This is a genomic window from Shinella sedimenti, from assembly GCF_022601905.1.
GTDB lineage: Bacteria > Pseudomonadota > Alphaproteobacteria > Rhizobiales > Rhizobiaceae > Shinella > Shinella sedimenti.
Window position 1 is genome coordinate 17,728 of sequence record NZ_JAKVIN010000010.1, and the last position, 20,588, is coordinate 38,315.

Sequence of the window (20,588 nt, forward strand, 5' to 3'; positions counted from 1 at the left end):
CTCTCCTTAACCGGCGTCGTTCGGCGGCCAGTTCTGGGTCTTGATCTTGCTCGTCCATTCGAGGAAGTCGGCGAGATCGTTGACCTCCTGTTCGGTGAGATTGAACTGCGGCATCTGCCGCCGGCCTTCCGCGCCGCTCGGCTGGGCGGCCATCCAGGCCTTCAGAGCCTCGCGTGCGCCCTCAGGGTCTTCCACGCCGCCATAGCGCTTCCACACATTGCCGAGCTCGGGCGCGAAATAGGCCCCCTCACCCAGCAGCGTATGGCAATTGATACAGGCGTTCTTTTCCCAGACGTGTTTGCCGCGCGCGACGCTGTCGGTCAGCGTCGTCTCGTCGGTGGAGACCGTGCGCATGTAGTAATGCGAATGGGCGGTCAGCCCGACGAAAATCGTGAAGAAGAAGATGGACCCGCCATAGAAGACGTTGCGGGCCCCGGTCTTGGTTAGGCGCTCTGCCATCCCCTGGTCCTTTCCTGGCCAGAACCCGTGGGCCCGGCGTCAAACCCCGCTCTTAAGGTTGCCGGCGATCCCCTCGCCGACGATGCGGGACGCTTCCGTTCTAGCGCGGCGGGAAAAGGCTTCTTTGCGCGCAGGCAAAGAGCGGGACGGTTCGTCAGCCGATGAGCGAAACGGTGACGGCGCGCACGAGCGCCAGCGACAGGAGAACCGCCGGCCAGGCGAGCAGAGCCGACTTCAGCACGCCGCGGCTGGCGCGCAGCTCCATGAAATCGAGCACGATGAACCGCCCCTTGGCATAGGCCATGACGAGAACGGCGGTGATGGGCACAAGCAGCCCGCCCGAAAGGCCGCCGACGAAAGCGCCACCGGCAGCGAGCGTCAGCAGCATGGCGAGGGTGGCGAAAAACTGTTCGCGGTCCTGTCGGGTCATCCGGATATCCTCAGGTGAGATAGACGATGGGGAACATGACGAGCCAGACGAGATCGATCGCGTGCCAGAGCGTCGCGATCATCACGACATTGCCGCGCGCGGGCCGCCAGGCGATGAGAAGGAGGATCGCCGCGCCGAAGACGACATGCAGCAGATGGAAGCCCGTGACGAGGAAATAGAGTTCAGCAAGCCGGCCGAGATCGCCGATACCGGAGCGGATTTCCAGCGTGTATTCGAAAGCCTTCACGGCGGCGAAGGCAAGACCGAGGAGCGCCGCCAGCACGAGGGGGCGACGGACAGCCGTGCCGTCGGCGCCAAGCCGGACAGCCAGCGCGGCCTGCCAGCCGCTCAGAACGAGGATGATCGTATTGGCAGCCGCGAGGCCTGGATGAAGATGGCCGCGGAACGATGCGGCGCCAGCAGGATCCAGCATCGTCATGATCATGAAGGCGATGAGCAGTACGCCGAAGGCGGCGAGCTCGCTCCAGACCAGGATCCACAACAGCAGGCCGTCGCCCTCGCCACCCTGCGCCTTCGTCACCGCCATGCTGAAATCATCCGTCGTCGCCATGCCCCTTTCTAACCGGGCAAGACGAGACCTTCTTTGCGCCGGCACAAAGATCAGCGCGCGCGGACGCGGCAGGATGGCGACAAAGGAAAGGATAGCCTCATGACCGACGCGCAGATCGGCCTTCTCGTCACGACCCCCGTCATCATCGGCTTCGCCCTGATGCTCTACCGCATGGGCGTGCTCCAGGGCGCCGGCACAGTCTCGGCCGTCGGCGCTTCCGTGGTCATCGCCGCCGTACTGTTCTTCGGCCAATAAGGTGGAAGCATGAGCGGACAAAACCTCACCGCCGCCGATATCGCTCGGCTGGAAACCCTGCATAGCGATCTACTCGACTTATGCCTGCGCCTCGAAGACGCCGCCAGCGACCCCACGATGGCCCGAGAGCTGCGAGACCTCGCCGACGCCATCCCGCCGCTCCTGAAATCCGTACACGATCTGGAGGAGCGCCTGCTCTTCCCGGATTTCGACCGACACGCCGGTTCCTGCTTCGCCGCCATGACCATTGAGCGCCTGAAGGCCGAGCACCGCTGCGACCGACTGGCGGCGGAGGAACTGTCGCTCACGCTAAAGGCCGTCGCCGACGGCCGTTGCGGGCTTTCGCCAGACACCGTCGCACGCATGCTCGCCGGTTTTCAGGAAAGCCTGCGCCGCCACCTCTTTTCCGAAAAGATAATCCTCGAAAGCTTGCTTGCCGCAAAGGATGATGAGCGCAAGATTTTTGGTTGAAATGCTGGTCATCCGTCCGCCGTCGTCGCGCTACGCGCCCGCGCCACCCAGGCGGCTCCCTCCTGCTGGTGCAGGAAGCCGTTTGAAAAGCCTATGCCCGAATAAGCCTTCTCCAGTTCTCGAAGAGCCTCTTCCCCTTCGATCCGCCCATCAAGCGTCGCGCGGTAGAGAGCAGCTACCCTAACCATGTCGCAATCCTGTGGGGAAAGCCTGACGCGGGTGAGGCCCGCCTCCGTCAACGCCGCGAGATCATTCAGGAGCACGACGCAACTGTTCGACATGGTCTGGACGCCGTTCAGAACGAGGAACGACTGTCGGTCGAGCGTGCGCAGCGGCAGGCCATCGGGATCTTCGCCGCAGATGAACTGGCAATTGTCCTTGGTCAGCCCTTTCGAGCGGGCATGGGCGCAGCGCGCGGAGATGGCGAGCGGCATGCGGCCGAAGGCGAAGAGTTCGAAGGCAAAGTCCGGCATGGCCTGCAACATCTGCCGGATGGAGACCGCGGGAAGTTCTGGCGGGAGACAGATCACATCGGCACCGCGCGCGGCAAGCACGCGCGCCGTCGCAGCATTGTAGACATTGACCAGCGGGCCGATGGAATGCGGTCGCCCTTTGAGAAGCCCGAGGGCGGAGAGGTCGTTTGCCTCCACCCTTTGGTCGCTGTCGCGAATGAGATCGCGCACGTGCCGGCTCTCGCGCTCCAGGGTCACCATGGCGAGCGTCGAGAGCGTCACCTGCTTGCCGGCTGCTTCCAGGCGCTCGATGACGTCGGCGATATGCGGCTCGCTGAAATGCTGACGCTTGGAACAAACCGTTTCGCCCAGCGTCACGTGATCGATGTCCGCCTCATCGGCGATGCGGAAATAGAAATCCCGCCATTTCGGCCCGTCCCATAGATAATAGATCGGCCCGAGGCTCAGCGCCGCCCGTTTCGTTTCCATTGTTTGTCTCCTATCGCCAGCGCTTATCATAGGCGCCGGAGGTGGTGCGCTGCCCTTCGCTCATCGCCCGCAGCCTGGAAACGAGCGCTGTACGCTCCGTCGGGCTCGCGAGGAGCGCCTTCTTCAACGAGGACACCACCTCGGCGACATAGGCCTTGCCGCGCTGCCGCCCTTCGATCTTCAAGGCACACACGCCGGCCGCCTTCAGCGCATCGATCTCGTCGATCACATCGAGCGAAACCGGGTCCTCGAAGGCATAGCCCTCCATGCCCCCGACATCGAAGCGGCCTTTGCACAGCGTCGGGTAGCCGGAGGCTTCGCCGGGGCCGAAGCGGTTGATCGTATAGGCGCCGAGCTCGGAGACGAGTGCGCCGCCCTCCTCCCGGTATCGCACATGGCTCGCCGGCGAGCACACACCGTTCATGTTGGGCGACTTGCCGGTTGCATAAGAAGAGAGCGAACACCGGCCCTCCGCCATGACGCAAAGGCCGCCGAAAGCAAAGACCTCCACCTCGCAATCGATCTGCCGCGTCAGCCGGGCGATATCCTGCACCGTCAGAATGCGCGGCAGCACCACGCGCTTGGCACCGAAGGCCTCGACGAGGAAGCGGATCGCATCCGGATTGGAGGCGGACGCCTGGACGGAAACATGCAGGCGCTGCTCGGGATATCGTTCCGCTACATAGGCCATCAGCCCGAAATCGGCGATGATCAGGGCATCGGCCCCGATCGTTACGGCATGGTCGGCGGCGGAATACCAGAGCGCCTCGTCGCCCGCGCGCATAAAGGTGTTGAGCGCCACAAAGGTCTGGACGCCCCTGTGACGCGCGAGCGCGGTGGACTGGCGCAGTTCCTCGCGGCTGAAGTTCAGGCCGGGGAAGTTGCGGGCGTTGGTCTCATCGCGAAAGCCGCAATAGATGGCGTCGGCACCGGCCTCTATCGCCTCGCGAAAGGCCGCGGGTGTACCGGCGGGACAGATCAGTTCCATGCCGCGTCCCTCCCCCCAAGCGCCCGTGCACGGATGTGGCGTGCAGCCCCGCTCACCAGCGGCGAAAATGGTCCTGCCAGCGCACCGAGTTCGCGCGGCAGATCGATGGCGCTGTCGTCAAGCGCATTGCGCAGCGCCAGCATCGCCTCCATGTCGCCGGTAATCGAGAGATCGCGCGAAAAGAACAGCGCATCGGCATCGCAACGCCCTTCCATAAGGCCCAACAGCAACCCGAGCGGCCCCTCGATGCGCGCATCCGCCAAAGGCGGCTCGCCACGAAAGACGGACAGCATATGGGCCGCCGGCACGATGCGGAAATGCAAGGGGAGATCAGAAGGCGAGAAGCAATAGCGCGTCTGCTGGAATTCGCCGAGACGGTCGAAAAGATCGGGGTGCCCCTTCAGCACACCGGCAAAGATGGTGCGCGCTACGCGCTCCACCAACCAGAGCGGCGCGATTTCGACGGGTTTTGCAAGGAGGGGAGAGAGATGGGGCATGCAGCTCGCCTTGAGGGGAAGGAACGCATAAAGCCTAGGGAGCCACGGCCCCCAAGTGTTTGCGCCAGCACAAAGACCACGCCGTTTTTCCCCTGCAGAAGCTCGGTATGAAATCTGAGAACTCCGTTTCCCGCCGCTATGACACCCTTCAGGATTTCGTCGCTCTGCTGGAGCAGCGAGGGCGACTGAAGCGCATCCGAGAGCCCATCTCGCTAGTGCACGAGATCACCGAAATCCATCGCCGCGTTCTGGCACAGGAAGGCCCGGCGCTGCTTTTCGAAAAACCGGTTGATGCCGATGGCACTGCCCACACCATCCCGCTCCTTGCCAATCTTTTCGGCACACGCGAGCGGATCGAATGGGGTTTCGGTCTGGAGGCCGGCGGCCTGCCGCAGCTTGCGTCGTTTCTGGCAGACCTGCGCGATCCCAAACCTCCGCGATCGATGCGGGACGCCTGGCAGAAGCTGCCGCATCTTAAAGCGGCGCTTTCGATGAACCCGCGCACCATCACCCGCCCGCCCTGCCAGCACACGATCTGGCAGGGGGGCGCCATCGACCTCGATCGCTTGCCGATACAGACCTGCTGGCCCGGCGAGCCGGCGCCCCTGGTCAGCTGGCCCCTGGTGATCACGCAGGCGCCCTACGATCCCCACGACACCAATGTCGGCATCTACCGCATGCAGAAGCTCGGCAAGAACCGGTTGATCCTGCGCTGGCTGGCACATCGCGGTGGTGCGCGCCATCACCGGCTCTGGCAGGCACATGGCGAAGACATGCCGGTCGCGATCGTCATCGGCGCCGATCCCGCCACCATCCTTTCGGCAGTCATGCCCTTGCCGGATGGTATGAGTGAACTTGCCTTCGCCGGCGTACTTAGCGGCCGGCGGCAGCAGACAGCGACGGGCTTAACGGTACCCATCCCAATTCCCGCAAGCGCGGAGATCGTGTTGGAAGGCTTCGTTTCCGCACACGAAACCGCCGAGGAAGGTCCCTACGGCGATCATACCGGCTACTACAATTCCGTCGAAACCTTCCCGGTCCTGACGCTATCGGCGATCACCATGCGCAAAAACCCGCTGTATCTCTCAACCTATACCGGACGCCCGCCTGACGAGCCCTCGCGGCTCGGTGAGGCGATGAACGACCTCTTCGTGCAGTTGGTGAAACGGCAATTTCCCGAAATCCGCGATCTCTGGCTGCCGCCCGAGGCCTGCTCGTATCGCGCCATGGTCGTTTCGATCGACAAGCGCTATCCGGGCCAGGCACGGCGCGTGATGATGGGGCTGTGGTCCATGTTGCCGCAGTTCAACTACACCAAGCTCGTCATCGCCGTGGATGGCGATATCGATGTCAAAAGCTGGCCTGATGTCATCTGGGCGCTCTCCACGCGCTTCGACGCAAGCCGCGACCTTGTCGTCATCGAGAACACGCCGATCGACTATCTCGACTTCGCCTCGCCCAAATCCGGCCTCGGCGGCAAGCTCGGTCTCGATGCCACCAACAAAATCGGTGCGGAGACCGAGCGCGAATGGGGCCGCCCTCTCGCCATGTCGCCAGAGGTTACCGCACGGGTCGATGGGCTCTGGCAGACGCTGGGCCTCGGAGAGGTGACCGCATGACGACGGAACGCGTCATCGTCGGTATCTCTGGCGCATCGGGTGCGGCACTCGGCGTTCGCATCGTCGAGAGGCTCGCAATACTGCCCGGGATCGAAAGCCATCTGGTGGTCTCGAACGCAGCAAGGCGCACGCTTGCGCTGGAATGCGGCCCCGATACGCTCGATCGGCTTATCGCTCTTGCCCAGCACCACCCGATCGACGATATCGGCGCCTCCCTTGCCAGTGGTTCCTTTCCGGTCCGCGGCATGATCGTCGCACCCTGCTCCATGCAGACGCTGTCTTCCATCGCGACCGGGCGAACCGACACGCTGCTCACGCGCGCAGCGGATGTGCAATTGAAGGAGCGCCGCCGCCTCGTGCTGCTTGCGCGGGAAACGCCGCTGCATCTCGGACACCTGCGCAGCATGGTCGCGGCGACCGAGATGGGGGCCATCATCATGCCGCCCGTCCCGGCCTTCTATCACTGCCCAAGCTCCGTCGCGGAGATCATCGACCACCTCGCCGCCCGCGCCATCGACCTGCTCGCGCTTCCTCACCCTCTTCTGGCAAAGAGCTGGCAGGGCACGCGATAGGAATTCGGCAGCCCCGCACAAGATGCTTGTAGAGATAGCAAGAGGAGCCGGAGAGCAATCGTTCTCCGGCCCTCATTTTCGGTCTTAGATCGTGTTTACAGGCCCATTTTAGCGATGGCCGCGTCCAAGCGTTCGCGGGCCTTCTTCGGAAGCTTGCCGGTCTTGACTGCATCGAGGTTAGCCGGTGCATCGCCGACGACGACAAGACCCACCATGCCCATACCGACATGCGGCGTGCACTTCACACCATACGCGCCGGGCTTGTCGAAAGTGACCTTATAGGTCTCGTTCATCTTGCTCTTGAAGGCTTCCGCCCCTTCGGGGATGAAGTCCTTGATCGTCTCGACGTTGTGGCCCTTGTCGGTGGGTATGAAGGTAACCGTGTCGCCAGGGGCGACCTTCACGAAGGCGGGCTCGAACACCATGGCGCCGTCGGCACCCTTGTTGAGCATGTGCACTTCAAAATCTGCCGCACCGGCGGGAAGGGCGAGCGCGAAAAGGACCGCTGCCGCGCCGACGATGCTCTTTATTATAACACGCACTGGAATTCTCCTTGCTGACGAACGTCAATCGTTCATGTGAAAGGGATAGGCCACGTGAACCCACCATTCTTTGACGTTGATCAAACAACGGCGACAGAATGGTCACCGGCGGCATGATCGGAGCATTGTTCTCGATTGCACGCGGAACGCCACGTTGGGTGGTCAACCACAGTCGCCCTGATTCTGGGGGCGCCAACCAGTTTCGGGACGACCACGACGTTCCTAGGAGTCTTGATTGTCTTTGGCTTGCTATACCTAACTGCACGAGTAGATGCCCTTTGCGCAAATGGAACAGGCTGTTCTGCTAGTGTTAAGATGGCCTTATCTTGGTAGTTCAATCGTGTCTTCAAGCCGCACGAGCTCAAAATCACTGACGAGAATATCAACCCTCACGCGCCATCGTCCGGCAATGGGAACGATGACATCGGCGGCACGCCACACGCCGTCGGCCTGCAAGATGGCTTTCCGGCGCATCGGCTCGATACCCGCCTGCGGATTGGAAAGCGCGAAAGCCACTTCTTTCGGTATGATAGCCGTGAAATCCGGTGCCAGGATGATGGCGGACACCTCGACCGGACCGGCGCGTCCAGGCGTGACGGCAATTTCAGCCATCGCCTTGTCCGAATGGATATGGATCGACACAGGCTGCGCAGCCGCGATCGCCAGCGCGCGGGGCGGCGGCGTGAACCGCCATGTGGCGGCGACAGCAAAAATGGCGAGGGCGATTATGGTCTCGATGATAACAGCGCGGGCAAGCCGCCGTGCCGCGCCCAACTCGCCACGCTCGGCTGGTTTGGTGAAGACCCAGCGATTGGTCGCCACGAGAAAAAACAGGACGACAAGCAGCGCCGTCTTCGCGAGAAGGACATTCCCATAGGCCGTCGAGACGAGCGCATCGAATGTCTGGACCTGTACGATGGCCAGCAGCAGGCCGGCCGCGATCAATGCGGCGACACAGAGCGGGATAAGACGAGAGAACCGGCCAAGCGCCTGCCGCGCGCCATCGCCTCCATGCTGCAAAGCGTAGGCCAGTGGCGGGAGAGAGCCGATCCAGATGGTAATCGTGATCACATGCACGAAGACCGCCGGCCGCATCAGCCATTGCGGCGTCGCCGAACTTGCATGGCCACTCAACACCATCGCCGCGCTTCCGGCGACAACGGCTACAAGCGATGCCGCGCGGCCCGAAAAAATCGTCCTTGAAGAGGTTACCAGCGCCAGAAGGAACGCAAAGGAGAGCACGATTACGGTCAGACCGAAACTCGTCGCGAGCCCCGCGCTCCAGACCGTACGATCAGTAAGATTGGAGAGCGGAGCGCCCAGGGCATCGAGCCCTTGCAAACCCAAGGAGACCACTGTGCCCGACAGGCCGAGCAGCAGAGCCGCCCTTACAACCGGCACCCCATCGACGCCACCGGGGATCAGCCATCGGACGGCGAAAAGGCCGCCGATCCCGAAGAACAGGCCGGCATACATCGCGATGCGGGCAAGCCATAGCGCCGTCCTCACCGGCCAGTCGATCACCTCCCCGTCAGCCTGCGGCGCGCTACTCGGCGCGCCAATCGAAAAGATCGCGGACCCCGCGACGGGATGTCCGTCTTCGGAGACGACGCGCCAGGCAAGCACGTGGGTTCCCGCCGCAAGGTCGCCGGGTGCTGCGATCTCGAGCGTGCGGTCGCGCAGAACGAATGTCTCCAGCGTCTTCGACTGCCCATCGGGCAGGATGAGCCGCAGCACGAGCGGCGACACCGGCTCGCTGAAGGACAGCGACAGGGTTTTCGGCGGCGCATTGACGACGGCGCCGTCAGCCGGCACCGCGCCCGTCAACGAGGCATGCGCCAACGCTGCCACAGCGAGGCAGCACCAGAGGATACCGGTCAGAAAAACCTGGATACAGGATCGGCCAAGATGGTCCCGCACGACAATCTCCGAAGGACAGACGGGGCCGGCGCCCGAAAGCGCCGGCCTTTTCGGGTTCATTGGCCGCCTATGGCTTCAAGCAGCTCCACACCGGGGGCGGGAAGCTCAAGATCGTCCTCAGACTGGCCTGCGGCCGGGATTTCGATCCAGCGCTCGGCCACACCATCCGGGCACTCCTGCACCACGGGGAAGTGCAGCGTTTCACCCGCCTTCAAATCCTTCGTCAGATAGACCCGCAGCACGAATTCGTCATATTCGTCGTCGCCGAGATTGCCGCCGCTCCAGACGATTTCCTTGACGCCTTCGCTGGTCGGCGTGCCGTAGTAGTCGTAGGATTTGGCATAGGCGCCCCTGATCTTTTCAAGCGTCCAGCCGGCCTTCGGCTGCGGCTTCACCGCAATCACGTCTTCGGGGATCTGCACGCGCACCACATTGGTCGGCCTGCCCTCGCAGCCATGTGGCACCTGGAAGATCGCGCGATAGGTCGAACCGACCGGTGCCTCCTTCAGCTGCAATGAAACATGGGCAAGGGCGGCGCTGGAACCGAGCGCAAGGGCGGCAACGGTTGCAAGTGTTCTTTTCAGCATTGTCAGTCTCCAAGAGAGCCGGTCATGCCTGCCGGCACGGTATGATGGAAAAAGTAAACGAGATAGGAGCGCGAGGGCACGCAGCAGGCGGTCCGCTCATGCAGCGATCAGGGCAGGGAAAACCTGCACGACATGCTCGCACGATGGCCTTGCCGGCACTGGCCCGGCGATCAGGCGAGTGTCGGGGGACCGCGCGGATGCCCGGGCAGAGCCTCATGCGCCAAAGGCACGTGGTCGTCATAACCGTCGAAAATCCGTTGTGAGGGTTGTGCAAGCGGATTGAACAGAATGAGGACAGGACGATACGGCGGAACGATGCCTGCTGCCATGCCGCAGGCCAGCGTGCAGCAATCGGGAGCGAGCAAGCGCTCCTGGTTCGGCGTTGACGCCGGTTTCTGCTCGTCGAGATGGGTGATGCAGAGCGGATTGCCAAAGGCATCCACCGCCGAAATGCCGGCCGTGGCAGCCTGGGCCAAGGGGCTTAGAAGAACCTGCAGCGCCATCAGCACGGCGACGGCGAAAGCCACCCATCCGTTCCGGCGATGCTGCATGTATACCGTCATCAAAACCTCTCACACGGAGGCTTACCAAGCACGCCGCATGATTAAAAGGGTCTCGGCCCGCCGAATTGTCGCACTCTTTGCGGTGCAGCAAGCAGCGCCACGATAACTTCTCATGCAAGCGCTCTTTTGTTCGGCCGGGCGCAAAGAGGACGCATGACGATCCTGCAAAATGGAGTTCTTCCCTCCTTCAAAGGATCAAGCATGCAAACACTTTCCCTCGAGACCACCGTGACCACCATTGCTGCCAAACTTCCGGGTGCGGCCGAACTGTTTCGCCGCTCTGCCATCAATTTCTGCTGTGCGGGTGATATTCCTCTGCGCCAAGCGGCCGGACGGGCCGGCCTATCGCCGACAGATCTGCTTGCCGAGCTCGAAGCGCTCCAGCGGAAGGCTGGTCTTGAAGCGCCACAGGAGACCGGGCCGCTCATTGATCATCTTCTGTCGCGTTACCATGAGACCCATCGCCGCGAACTGGCCTTTTTGATCCCGCTCGCCGAGAAGGTAGAACGCGTTCACGGTGACCATCCTGTCGCCCCATCAGGACTGGCTCGCGCACTGGTCGCGCTGAAGGCGGAACTGGAAGACCACATGATGACCGAGGAGCAAATCCTCTTCCCCCTGATGCGGCAGGGGCAAAACACGCGGATTTCCCGCCCGATCGTGCAGATGCGCAATGAACATGCCGATACCGACAGGCTCCTTCAGGATATAGAGCATGCAGCCCATGGCATGGCGCTGCCGGCGGGTGCCTCCGGTTCGTGGACGGCGCTCTATACGGGGCTGCGCAAGCTCACCGATGATCTCGTCTTGCACATGCATCTGGAGAGTACCGTGCTTTTCCCGCGCTTCGAGACGCCTGAAGCCGCCATCGGTGCCTAAGCCCCAGACCGAAAGCGGCATCCGGATTATCCGGGTGTCGCTCCACCACACATTCGTCAGACGAAGGCCATTACGGCCGCATAGCCGACGGCGATCACGACAAAGTCGGCGATCAGCATCGGCATCAGGCTGCCGCCGTTGATTTCCCTGCCACTGATCTGCTCACCGGAAAACACCAGGGGTTTGCACGGTTCTTTCTTATCCATGACAGCCTCTCGTCGGTGCGGGATCGAATGTTTGGTTAGGCGCTGGCTTCCAGACGCGCACCTTCGAAATGTCCGAGCATGGCGTGGATCGTCTCCGGTTCGGACATCAGACAGGCGGCGGTGGCGAGCGCGTCGGCGATGGCGGCGGATGGCGCCGAGACCGAGACGGAACGCCACGGGGATGCCGCGGGCATGCCGGTTGCAGGATCGAGGATATGGCCATCGTGGCCCGCCTGGTCGAAGGTCGTACCGAGTGGGGCAGAAGTGGCGAGCGCGCGCTGGCGCAGCGCCAGGCGTTCGCCCGTCTCCATGCGTACCGGCCAGTTCCCACCGTCCGGCTTACCGCCAAGCGCCCGCAGCTCACCCGTATCGATCAGGATATTGCTCAGCCCCTCCGCCTCCAGCAGAGCTGCGACCCGATCGGCGACATAGCCTTGGCCGATACCATTCAATGTTAGCGCCATGCCGGGCTGCAGGGTGATGGCTGCCGTGTCGAGTTCCACCTTCGCCCATCCGGTCCTGTGGCGGACCGTCTCGACCGCTTGCGCATCGGGCCTCGTACCGGCTGCCGCCGCTTCGGCCCAGAGCGCCCAGAGAGGCTGCACGGTCGGGTCGAACCGTCCGCCGCTCGCGCTGTGGACGGCACCGGCCAGCGACAGGCAGTCGAGCAATTCGAAAGGCGGCGCGGGGAGATGCCCGTCGCGGTTCAGATGAGACAACGCGCTGTGCGGCCGGTAGAGGCTGAGCATATCTTCCAGCCGTTCGATCTCGGCCATGACGCGGGCGGCGATGGCCTCTCCGTCGGGATGGTCGAGACGGATCGAGGCGCGAGCTCCCAGCGCCTGTCCCGTCCATTGATGGGTCGTGCCCTTTGGTGTCGCGCGGGAAGTAACAGGCAAGAGGGCCAGAGCGGCGGAAATCGTGATCAGGCGGCGTCGGGTGATGGGCATGGGTCAGCCTCCGGCTTTGTTGGGCAGGGCACGCAGGCGGCCATCGAAATCCGCGTCGGCGTCGTCCGCTTGGTCCTCTCCGGCCTGGACCGGCGCGAGAACCATGTCATCTGTGATATCGGCGAGCGTCAGCACGCGGCCGCCCTCCGCGAGGACGAAATCCTCGGCGCGCTCCCGGCTGGAAAACGGCACCGCCTCCGGCGCCCCCATACCGCCCGCACGCGCCGAGCCGAGAACGTAGAAAGCCTTGTCGGCGGCTATCCAGTTGCCATCGCCGGGCCGGTCCCAGGTCGCACCTGCTTCGCCCATGTCGTTGACATAGACGGCGAGGATCGGCGCGACCTGCTCGGGGCCGCGCATATAGGCGACGGCATCGCGCACCTGGCTGAAGAACAGCGGCGCAGCGTTGCCTTCGAGGAAAACCTGCGCCTTCGGGCCGGGATGCTCCAGGAGGTTCATCTGGCAATAGTGACCGAGGGTCTCCGGCGTCATGTCCTGCGGCGTCGTGCTTTGGGCCACCTCCTCCTTGCAGGCGGAAAGCAGCGCGAGGGCGGCAACGAACAGGGCCAAACGAAGCGAGATCCTCATGGCGTCACCTTCCGGAAAGCCGTCACGGCAAGCGCGATGGCGGCCAGCGGCCAGACGAAGAGCGAAGCGGCCGATTGCCAGAGCGGAATGGCACCCGCCGCGCCGCCAATGCCGCCTGCCGCCGCAACGGCTTGCGCCGCCGAGAGATTGAAGACCCGAAAGGCGTCGGCGGGATTGGCAAGCAGGGCAACCGGCAGCGCCTGCGTGGTGAAGGCACCGCCGCCATCCGAGACGATCAGCGCAAGCAGCGCGAGGTCGTAGAGTACCACCGCCACGAGCCAGAGCGCGATGGCAAAACCGGCGGCTCCGGAGGGCCGACGCGCCAAAGCCGAGAGCGCATAGCCCGCACCGAGGAAGGTGGCCCCGAGCAGCACGGAGGACCAGATCAGCCGCAACAAGGAGCCAAGCCCCCTAATCGCCTCGGCATCGGACCAGACGGCGACCAACGCCGCCGAGCCGTAACCGAGCGTAACCGCGAGAGAGAGGATCACGAGATGGGCGAGCAGCTTACCGAGCAGGATGTGAAGGCGCGAGACAGGATAGGTGAGCAGCAGCGGCAGCGTGCCGCGCTCCACCTCGCCCGCTACCCCATCAAAGCTCATTAGGAGCGCGAGCAGCGGCACGAGATAGACGGCGAGCGACGTGAGCGAGGCGACCGTCACCGAGAGCCGGTCCACACCCACATCCCCCGTCGGTGCGGCACCGGCGGCAGCGAGCACCAGCGCAAACAGCACCATCATGCCCGTCGCGATGGAGACCCAGCGATTGCGAAAGGCGATGCGGAATTCCGAGATCGCGATGGCGAGGATGCGCTTCATTGCCCGTCCCTCCGGCTGAAATGACTGTAGATATCTTCGAGGCTCGGTGGGATCACATCGAGATCCGCGACGTCGCCCCCGAGCGCGGCTATTCGGGCCAGGAGCGGCAGTTTTTGCGCCTGCGCGCAGGAAAGGCGCAGAAGTCCATCTCCGCTCGCAACGGCCTGGGGAAAGGCCGCCGTAAGAGAAGGTGTACGGTTGGAAGTGGGGCGAACGAGAAGGGAGACGGGCAGTGCCGCGCGGGCCCGCAGATCGGCGAGAGTGCCCTCTGCCACCAGTTCGCCCCCCGAGAGGATAAGGATGCGGTCTGTCCGCGCCTCTACTTCGGTCAGCACGTGGGAAGAAAGCAGGATCGCGGTTCCCTCGGCGGCGAGGCCGTCGAGGAGATCGTAGAAATCGCGCCGCGACACCGGGTCGAGACCCGACGTGGGCTCATCCAGCACGAGGAGACCCGGGCGACCGATCAGCGTCTGCGCGAGGCCGACGCGCTGGCGCATGCCCTTGGAATAGGTGCCGATGCGTCGGTGCCCCGCCTTCTCTAGCCCGACGCGGGCAAGAAGCGCCATGGCTTGCTTCGGGTTCTCCCCACGCAGTGCGAGATAGTGGCGAAGCTGCTCCTCTCCAGTCAAAGCGGGGTGGAAGGCAGCGTTCTCCGGCAGATAGGCCACCTGAGCGCGCGCCGCCGAAGAACCGGGCGCCATGCCGCAAACCGTGACGTCGCCGCTGTCATAGGGGATGAGGCCGAGGACGATCTTCATCAAGGTCGATTTGCCGGCACCGTTGTGGCCAAGCAGCGCCGCGCGTCGCCCCGCTTCCAACGTCAGCGAAACGGCCTTCAGCGCCTTCACCTCGCCGAAGCGCTTAGTGAGCCGAGAGATTGTCAGGTTCGGTGTCATCATAATTTCCTTCGGCCCAGCGACCGGCTGCTTCGGCTTCGTAGCCAAGAATGTCAGGCGGGACGGATATGGTGATGGGACGCATCAGGGGCGCGCTGTCGCGTACGCCTCCGGGCAAGGTTGCGGGAAAGTCCCGCTGGCTCCAGCGTACGAGCTGCACGGCAGGCGAGCCGATGAGCAGGCTCGCGGCCGGCTGCGACCAGAGGATCTGGTCCATCAGGTCGTTGGGACGGTAGAAACTGTCGGCGATACCGTCGCCGTTGAGATCGAAGGCCGGGTGATCGGACCAGAAATTGCCCCTGCCCTCATGGCTCCATTCCATGCTCCGCGTACCGACATATTTCACCTGCTCGCGGTTGGCGATGAAGGCATTGCCGGAGAGCACGTTCTTCTCAGAACCGGCGGTGAAATGGATGCCGATGCCGCAGCCCTCGAAACGGTTGTTCCAGATGAGGTTCTTGTGGGCATTGTAGATGAAGAGGCATTTCTTTGAACCGCCGCGCACCAGATTTCCGGTCACGTCGGCATTGTTGGCATAGTTCAGCATCAGCCCGTGCTCACGATCGCCAAGGCTCAGATTGTTCAGGATCTTCGCCTTGTTGGAGAACATGATGGCGAAGCCGAGATGGTTGCCGACCGAGACGTTGCCTGAAACCTCGGTGTTGCGCGTATACATGAAGTGCACGGCAAAGCGCAGGTCGCGCATGACATTGCCGCGATAGATGCTGTCGGCGCTGGCATTGGAGAATATGCCGTCACGACCGTAGCGGATGACATTGCCCTCGAGCAACGTGCCCGGGCTGTTCCAGACATAAATGCCGTTGCCGCGCTCATTCATGCGGGCGTTGTCTGTGCCGATGATCTCGTTTCCGCTGACGACGGCATTGTGGCCGCCATGCACATCGACGCCATGCATATTGCCGGTGACGAGCAGCTTTTCGATCCGTGCGCGATCAGCCCCCTGGAGAATCTTGACCCCAGAATCGAGGTCCTGATTGATGCGACCAGAGCCGGTGACGGTGAAGCCCGACAGGGCCACATCCTCGGCCGCTATTGTCACGACGCTGCCCAGTCCCTGGCCGTCGACCACCGCGCCGCGCGGCCCCCTGATCGTGAGCGGCCGGTCGATGGTGACGGGGCCGGTATAGGCCCCGTCAGTGAGCACAAGCACATCGCCGGCCGCCGCACCGGCAATGGCCTCTGCGAGACTGCCCGCACCCGGCGCGACAGCACTCTCCGCCGCGGCAAGCGGCGAAGCGAGCAGAAGGCCGATCAGGAGAACGGGCAGCCGCATACCTCAGGCGTCCTTCGGTTCGACGAACATACGGCCGCGCATTTCCATGTGCAGCGCATGGCAGAACCATTGGCAATAGTACCAATAGACACCGGGATTGGCCGCGACGAAGGTGACGGAACTCGTCATCTGCGGTCCGACTTCCATGGCAACACCGTGGTTGCCCATGGTGAAGCCGTGTGTCAGGTCGTCGATCTCGTCGAGATTGGTGACGATCACGGTGACCTCGTCGCCCTCCTTCACGGTGAAGCTTTCCTGGCTGAAGCTCGGTGCGACAGAGGTGAGATAGACCCGCACCTTGTTGCCGTCGCGGATGACCGCGTCCGTCCATTCGTCGATATTGACGCCATCGGCCTCGGCCTGCTTGCGCGTTTCGGCCCAGAGCGGGTCGTTGCGATCCCAGACCGACTTGATGTTCGGCAGTAGGGAGGGCGAGACGGAGATGGCGTCATGCGGTTCGGCGAAGTTCGGGCCGTCATGAACCAGGATCATCTTGTCGCCGGAGATGTCGATGAGCTGGTCGTTCTCCGGCTTCAGCGGGCCAACATTCAGGAAGCGGTCCTTGGAGAACTTGCACAGGCACACCAGCCAGTCATTGGAGGCGTCGAGCGTCTCACCCATCACGGTCTTCAGGTGGCCGGGCTGATACTGGACGTCGAGCTTGTCCTTGATCGGGTTGATCTTCTCACCGGCATAGGCGCGGATGGCCTCGTCGATGTTCCATTTCACCACCTGGCTGTCGAGGAAGAGCGACGTATAGGCGTTGCCGCGTCCGTCGAAGGCGGTGTGCAACGGGCCGAGGCCGAGTTCAGGCTCTGCCACCACGGCGCTGCGCGGCTCGGCATTGTCGTAGAAGATCGCATCGAACTTGGTGACGTCGAGCACGGTGACGGTCGGCGAAAGCTTGCCGGCCACGCACAGGTGCTTCTTGTCCGGCGCCATGTTGCAGCCGTGCGGGTTGTTGGCGATCGGGATGTAGCGCGTGAAAAGCGACTTGGCCTCCTTGCGGCCATCCAGCACCTTGACACCATTGATCTCTTCATACTGGCCGGCGGCGATCGCCTTTTCGATCTCAGCGAGATTGAAGACGACGACATGGTCCATCTCGGACTTGGTCATCTCCTCCAGCGACATGCCCATTTCGGAATTGTAGGACGTCGAGAACGCCCACTTACCCTCATAGTCGGCATCGCAGTTGTCGAGGTTGCCGGAGACCTGCACCTGCCAGGCGACATCCCACTTGTCGGCATCGACGGCCGTGAAGATGTTCACGTAGGTCGAGACGTCAGTCATGGTCGAGCCGTCGTTGACGAGCGGCGCCTCGTCCTCGCCGTTGCAGAACACGTAGTTGGAACGCGGCCATTTCTGCGGACGCATGCCATGGATGCCCTTGGCGTTCGGGATCTCCAGAATGGCGTCGGTCTTCATCACGTCGCAGCGCACGCGCGCGACGCGCGTGTTTGCCTTGTCGTTCATGAAGAGGTAGCGGCCATCATACTTGCCCTCGGTGTAGGACATGTGGACATGGTGGAGGTCGCCGTTGTCGTGAATCTTCTTGCCGTTGGCGGCAAGCTGCTTCTTCGTCTTCTCCGACATCGTGCGCTGGTGGATGCGGATCGATTCATTCGTCTGGCCCCAGCCGGTGGCCGAGCAACGGTTGAACACCGGAACACGCATCAGTTCGCGCATCGAGGGGATGCCGAGAATGCGCATCTCGCCGGACTGGCCCGAGGACCAGAAGCCGTAATAATCGTCCAGCTTGCCGGGCGCGACGGAACCGTCGGCCCCCGTCGCGGCGCGGGCGGGCGTCGCAAGGCCTGCGGCACCAAAGCCGAGCGCGGCGGGCGCCATCGCGCCAGCGAGAACCGCCGAGCCTGCCGTGGCGCTGAACAGCGCACGGCGGCTCAGCCCCTTGTTTTCCTTCGATTCCATGGTCGGGTTCCTTCTTTGGTTAAACTTTGGCTTTGGTTAAACTTTGGCTGCGGGTTGCGGGACCGGGCCGCCGGGGCTCGCCGCGAGCTTGGCGCGCGACTTCATCTTCTTGATCACCACCGGGCATACGGTTTCGGATTGGTAGAGGACCTGGCAGTGCAGGCAGTCGATGCACTCGTTCGGATTGATCTCGCCCGTCTTGTGGATCGCCTGCACCGGACACTGGATCGCGCAGGTCTGGCAGGGGTTTCCGCATTCGTGGTAGCGCTTGAGCCAGTCGAACATGCGCATACGCGCAGGGATCGCGAGTGCGGCGCCGAGCGGGCAGAGGTAGCGGCAATAAAACCGCTCAACGAAGAGCCCGGCAGCCAGCAGCGCAACCGCATAGGCCACGAACGGCCAGGCGCGGATGAACTTCAGGATGATCGCGGTCTTGAAGGGTTCGATCTCGGCGAGATGTTCGGCCTGCTCGACGCTCATCAGTGAGACGCCGAAGAGACCGAGAAAGATCATGTACTTGACCGGCCAAAGGCGCTCGTGCAGGCCCCAGGGTAGCGTCCATTGCGGAATGCGCAGCTTGCGGGCGATCTGGTTGGTCAGCTCTTGCAGGGCACCGAAGGGGCAGAGCCAGCCGCAATAGGCGCCCCGACCCCAGAAAAGTAGTGCGGCGGCAACGGCAAACCAAAGGATAAAGGTCAGCGGATCAAGCAGGAAGGCCTGCCAGCTGAAGCCGTTCACTAGGCTGCCGAACAACGCCATGAGGTTGACGACCGAAAGCTGCGCATTGGCGTACCAGCCGAGAAAGATCAGGGTGAAGGACAGGAAAGACAATACGGAAGATATAGAAGCCCTTGGCGTTCTTGACCGCATAAGTCTGGAAGAAGAACACGCCTGTCAGCACCATCAGCATGGCGGTGAGAACGACGATCTTCAGCTTGGAGTCGCGCCAGATGCGTTTCCAGAGATCTGCCTGCGCGCTCACCTCTTCCTGCGGCGAGGCGACGGCATCCTGCTGCACGGGTGGCGCGATAGCGCGCAGGTATTTCTGCGGCAGCTGGTAGCCGAGATCGAAGGTGTGGAACACCTTCTCGATTGGCCCGACCTCGCGTTGTGCCAAAAGCTGAATGCGGAAGGGCTTGGCCGGATCAAAGCCGAGGCCGGCGGGAATGCGGAACATGTCCATTTCTGAAAATTCCGGCGCGCCAACAAGCGCGATACCGCCGAGCCGGCGATGATCGCGGTCGCGGAACCGCACGGAAACGTCGTCCTGTATAAGCACGATGCGGTCGAAGATGCCGCCGCGCACATAACCCGAGCCCTTGAAGGAGTAGAGGCCGCGTCCTACGACGGCAATGGCGTTCTCACCCTCCTTCAGCCAGCTCCTCAGATTTGCATCCTGGGCTGGACCGAGCAGTGTCTTGCCGATTGCGGGAACCGAAACCAGCGCGGCCTGCATGTCGATGAAGGTGGTCTGCGGCGCTTCGGTGATGGAACGATCGCGCGCGCGTTCGTCGGGATGTTCGGCAAAGGCTGCGTTGACCTGAGCGACATCGAGCGTTAACCGGCGCAGCGTGCCGTCGCCCTCGGCCTCCGCCCAATCGGTAGGACCTGCGGCATCCCGGTCAATCTCAAAGCGCGGCCCAGCCGCGTCCGCTTCCGGCGCGAGCCCTCCGAGACCAAGCGCACGCGCGACCTTCAGTCCAGAGCGGACGATGGAATCGTCGATCACCATCACCGTCACCGTCGCCCCGGAGATGATGTCTACCTCATGTCCCGTGCCACCGGATTTCGCCTCGGCAACGATGTCCAGGCCGGCATAGCTGGCCACCAACGCATTCACCTTCGCTTCGGGTATGCCGATGAGGACGATGGGCTCGGAATGCTTGACCAGCTTGACACCGACAATCCTGGCGTCCGTGCCGATCGCGACGAGCGTATGGATTGGCTTACCGGAATAGCCGGTGGTCCCGACGAAGTCCGATGTCATGAAGACCCAGGCCACCGTCTGGCCGCGCTTCAGCACCGGCGCCACCGCTAGGTCCTCGCGAATCGAACCGAAACCCTCCGCACCGGGCACGAGGTCTGACGCGGCTGCAGCAGGCAGGTACTCCTCCAGAACCGTACGGGCATGGGCGGGCGCCACCAAGCACAGACTGGCACACAGCAAAAGAAGCAGACGTACGGTTTTCATTCCAAGGCATTCCCGCGGATCGTTGCGAGACCATTGGATCGTTAGCTCCGGTCAGTCGTTGACTTGCGTCAAATAAAGAACAACTAACTAGACAGTATCGCTGGGTCTGCGAACGGCCGGAAATTCGACGAATGGTCCTCCTTCTCAGACGGTTCGCGCGGCCGTCGAGCACGGTCGCTCCGCGAAACCTGAAGTCAAACAGGCAGTTTACTGTTCCACCGCCTGAGCGCCTATGATTTCCACCTACGAGCCGCACAGTCGGAAACGAGGAGATGACGAGGGCGTTAACTTCTCCCGGCGTCCCAAATGGAGCCGAAGGGCACCAGCTAGTCGAGGCCGCCATATGCCGTCTGGAGCGTTTCACTCCGGCTTCCGGCATGGCTGGTTCGATTACGCTGGTTAATGATGATTGCAGGCCT

22 protein-coding genes and 1 pseudogene are annotated in these 20,588 nt (G+C 63.0%); 5 read left to right on the forward strand and 18 right to left on the reverse strand.

The features are described from left to right. Positions 1-6: 6 nt before the first annotated feature. The 3 genes from MKI86_RS21210 to MKI86_RS21220 all read right to left on the reverse strand — a co-directional run bounded on the left by MKI86_RS21210 (position 7) and on the right by MKI86_RS21220 (position 1,460). Positions 7-459: a c-type cytochrome gene (locus MKI86_RS21210; protein ID WP_160862022.1), complete on the reverse strand. Its 453-nt coding sequence runs from the start codon at positions 457-459 to the stop codon at positions 7-9. Between the two features lie 154 nt (positions 460-613). Further along, positions 614-889 carry a cytochrome C oxidase subunit IV family protein gene (locus MKI86_RS21215; protein WP_241605079.1) on the reverse strand — a complete coding sequence of 92 codons (276 nt, stop codon included), beginning with the start codon at positions 887-889 and terminating at the stop codon, positions 614-616. A gap of 10 nt (positions 890-899) precedes the next feature. Next, positions 900-1,460 (reverse strand): cytochrome c oxidase subunit 3, encoded by a 561-nt coding sequence (locus MKI86_RS21220; protein ID WP_241605081.1) that lies wholly within the window; start codon positions 1,458-1,460, stop codon positions 900-902. A gap of 99 nt (positions 1,461-1,559) precedes the next feature. Between MKI86_RS21220 and MKI86_RS21225 the strand changes: the two genes are divergently transcribed. After that, the gene (locus MKI86_RS21225) at positions 1,560-1,715 is read left to right on the forward strand and encodes a hypothetical protein (RefSeq protein WP_241605083.1); all 156 of its coding nucleotides are present in this window, start codon (positions 1,560-1,562) and stop codon (positions 1,713-1,715) included. 9 nt (positions 1,716-1,724) lie between these two features. Then, complete coding sequence (locus MKI86_RS21230) at positions 1,725-2,186, forward strand: hemerythrin domain-containing protein (protein ID WP_241605085.1); 462 nt, start codon at positions 1,725-1,727, stop codon at positions 2,184-2,186. Between the two features lie 8 nt (positions 2,187-2,194). On the opposite strand, the gene ubiV is transcribed toward MKI86_RS21230, so the two are convergent. From ubiV to ubiT, 3 genes are read right to left on the reverse strand one after another with little or no spacing between them, the layout of a single operon-like run. Then, on the reverse strand, positions 2,195-3,127 hold the full coding sequence (gene ubiV, locus MKI86_RS21235) for a ubiquinone anaerobic biosynthesis protein UbiV (protein WP_241605087.1): 933 nt from the start codon (positions 3,125-3,127) through the stop codon (positions 2,195-2,197). A 10-nt stretch (positions 3,128-3,137) separates the two neighbouring features. Next, a complete protein-coding gene (gene ubiU, locus MKI86_RS21240; protein ID WP_241605089.1) occupies positions 3,138-4,115 on the reverse strand; it encodes a ubiquinone anaerobic biosynthesis protein UbiU in 978 nt (325 codons plus the stop codon). Further along, positions 4,106-4,612: a ubiquinone anaerobic biosynthesis accessory factor UbiT gene (gene ubiT / locus MKI86_RS21245; protein WP_241605092.1), complete on the reverse strand. Its 507-nt coding sequence runs from the start codon at positions 4,610-4,612 to the stop codon at positions 4,106-4,108. Before ubiT ends, ubiU begins: the two co-directional genes overlap by 10 nt. A gap of 107 nt (positions 4,613-4,719) precedes the next feature. Here ubiT and MKI86_RS21250 point away from each other — a divergent pair, with 107 nt between their 5' ends. Continuing rightward, complete coding sequence (locus tag MKI86_RS21250) at positions 4,720-6,231, forward strand: UbiD family decarboxylase (protein ID WP_241605094.1); 1,512 nt, start codon at positions 4,720-4,722, stop codon at positions 6,229-6,231. Continuing rightward, entirely contained in the window at positions 6,228-6,803 is a 576-nt protein-coding gene (locus MKI86_RS21255) for a UbiX family flavin prenyltransferase (protein WP_241605095.1), read from the forward strand. Before MKI86_RS21250 ends, MKI86_RS21255 begins: the two co-directional genes overlap by 4 nt. Before the next feature lie 95 nt (positions 6,804-6,898). Here MKI86_RS21255 and MKI86_RS21260 read toward each other — a convergent pair whose 3' ends face one another. The 4 genes from MKI86_RS21260 to MKI86_RS21275 all read right to left on the reverse strand — a co-directional run bounded on the left by MKI86_RS21260 (position 6,899) and on the right by MKI86_RS21275 (position 10,415). Further along, the gene (locus tag MKI86_RS21260; RefSeq protein ID WP_370880040.1) at positions 6,899-7,336 is read right to left on the reverse strand and encodes a pseudoazurin; all 438 of its coding nucleotides are present in this window, start codon (positions 7,334-7,336) and stop codon (positions 6,899-6,901) included. Positions 7,337-7,666: 330 nt separating this feature from the next. Further along, positions 7,667-9,265 carry a copper resistance CopC/CopD family protein gene (locus tag MKI86_RS21265; RefSeq protein WP_241605099.1) on the reverse strand — a complete coding sequence of 533 codons (1,599 nt, stop codon included), beginning with the start codon at positions 9,263-9,265 and terminating at the stop codon, positions 7,667-7,669. A 56-nt stretch (positions 9,266-9,321) separates the two neighbouring features. Continuing rightward, positions 9,322-9,852, reverse strand: coding sequence for a YcnI family copper-binding membrane protein (locus tag MKI86_RS21270; protein ID WP_241605102.1), 531 nt, complete (start codon positions 9,850-9,852; stop codon positions 9,322-9,324). Positions 9,853-10,022: 170 nt separating this feature from the next. Next, a complete protein-coding gene (locus tag MKI86_RS21275; RefSeq protein ID WP_241605104.1) occupies positions 10,023-10,415 on the reverse strand; it encodes a hypothetical protein in 393 nt (130 codons plus the stop codon). 201 nt (positions 10,416-10,616) lie between these two features. Between MKI86_RS21275 and MKI86_RS21280 the strand changes: the two genes are divergently transcribed. After that, entirely contained in the window at positions 10,617-11,294 is a 678-nt protein-coding gene (locus MKI86_RS21280) for a DUF542 domain-containing protein (RefSeq protein WP_241605106.1), read from the forward strand. 56 nt (positions 11,295-11,350) lie between these two features. Here the strand turns inward: MKI86_RS21280 and MKI86_RS21285 are convergent, their stop codons facing one another. From MKI86_RS21285 to MKI86_RS21320, 8 genes and pseudogenes are all read right to left on the reverse strand, one after another. Continuing rightward, the gene (locus MKI86_RS21285) at positions 11,351-11,500 is read right to left on the reverse strand and encodes a hypothetical protein (RefSeq protein ID WP_241605108.1); all 150 of its coding nucleotides are present in this window, start codon (positions 11,498-11,500) and stop codon (positions 11,351-11,353) included. Positions 11,501-11,535: 35 nt separating this feature from the next. After that, a complete protein-coding gene (locus MKI86_RS21290; RefSeq protein WP_241605110.1) occupies positions 11,536-12,450 on the reverse strand; it encodes an FAD:protein FMN transferase in 915 nt (304 codons plus the stop codon). Between the two features lie 3 nt (positions 12,451-12,453). Next, positions 12,454-13,038, reverse strand: a complete 585-nt coding sequence (locus tag MKI86_RS21295; protein ID WP_241605112.1) for a nitrous oxide reductase accessory protein NosL — start codon at positions 13,036-13,038, stop codon at positions 12,454-12,456. Continuing rightward, entirely contained in the window at positions 13,035-13,856 is an 822-nt protein-coding gene (locus tag MKI86_RS21300; protein ID WP_241605114.1) for an ABC transporter permease, read from the reverse strand. The genes MKI86_RS21295 and MKI86_RS21300 overlap by 4 nt, the downstream gene beginning before the upstream one ends. Further along, on the reverse strand, positions 13,853-14,752 hold the full coding sequence (locus MKI86_RS21305; protein WP_241605116.1) for an ABC transporter ATP-binding protein: 900 nt from the start codon (positions 14,750-14,752) through the stop codon (positions 13,853-13,855). The genes MKI86_RS21300 and MKI86_RS21305 overlap by 4 nt, the downstream gene beginning before the upstream one ends. Continuing rightward, complete coding sequence (locus MKI86_RS21310; RefSeq protein WP_241605118.1) at positions 14,718-16,046, reverse strand: nitrous oxide reductase family maturation protein NosD; 1,329 nt, start codon at positions 16,044-16,046, stop codon at positions 14,718-14,720. The genes MKI86_RS21305 and MKI86_RS21310 overlap by 35 nt, the downstream gene beginning before the upstream one ends. Positions 16,047-16,049: 3 nt before the next feature. Then, positions 16,050-17,978: a TAT-dependent nitrous-oxide reductase gene (gene nosZ, locus MKI86_RS21315; RefSeq protein WP_241605120.1), complete on the reverse strand. Its 1,929-nt coding sequence runs from the start codon at positions 17,976-17,978 to the stop codon at positions 16,050-16,052. Between the two features lie 36 nt (positions 17,979-18,014). After that, positions 18,015-20,169 (reverse strand): annotated as a pseudogene (locus tag MKI86_RS21320) (4Fe-4S binding protein). Between the last annotated feature and the right edge of the window lie 419 nt (positions 20,170-20,588).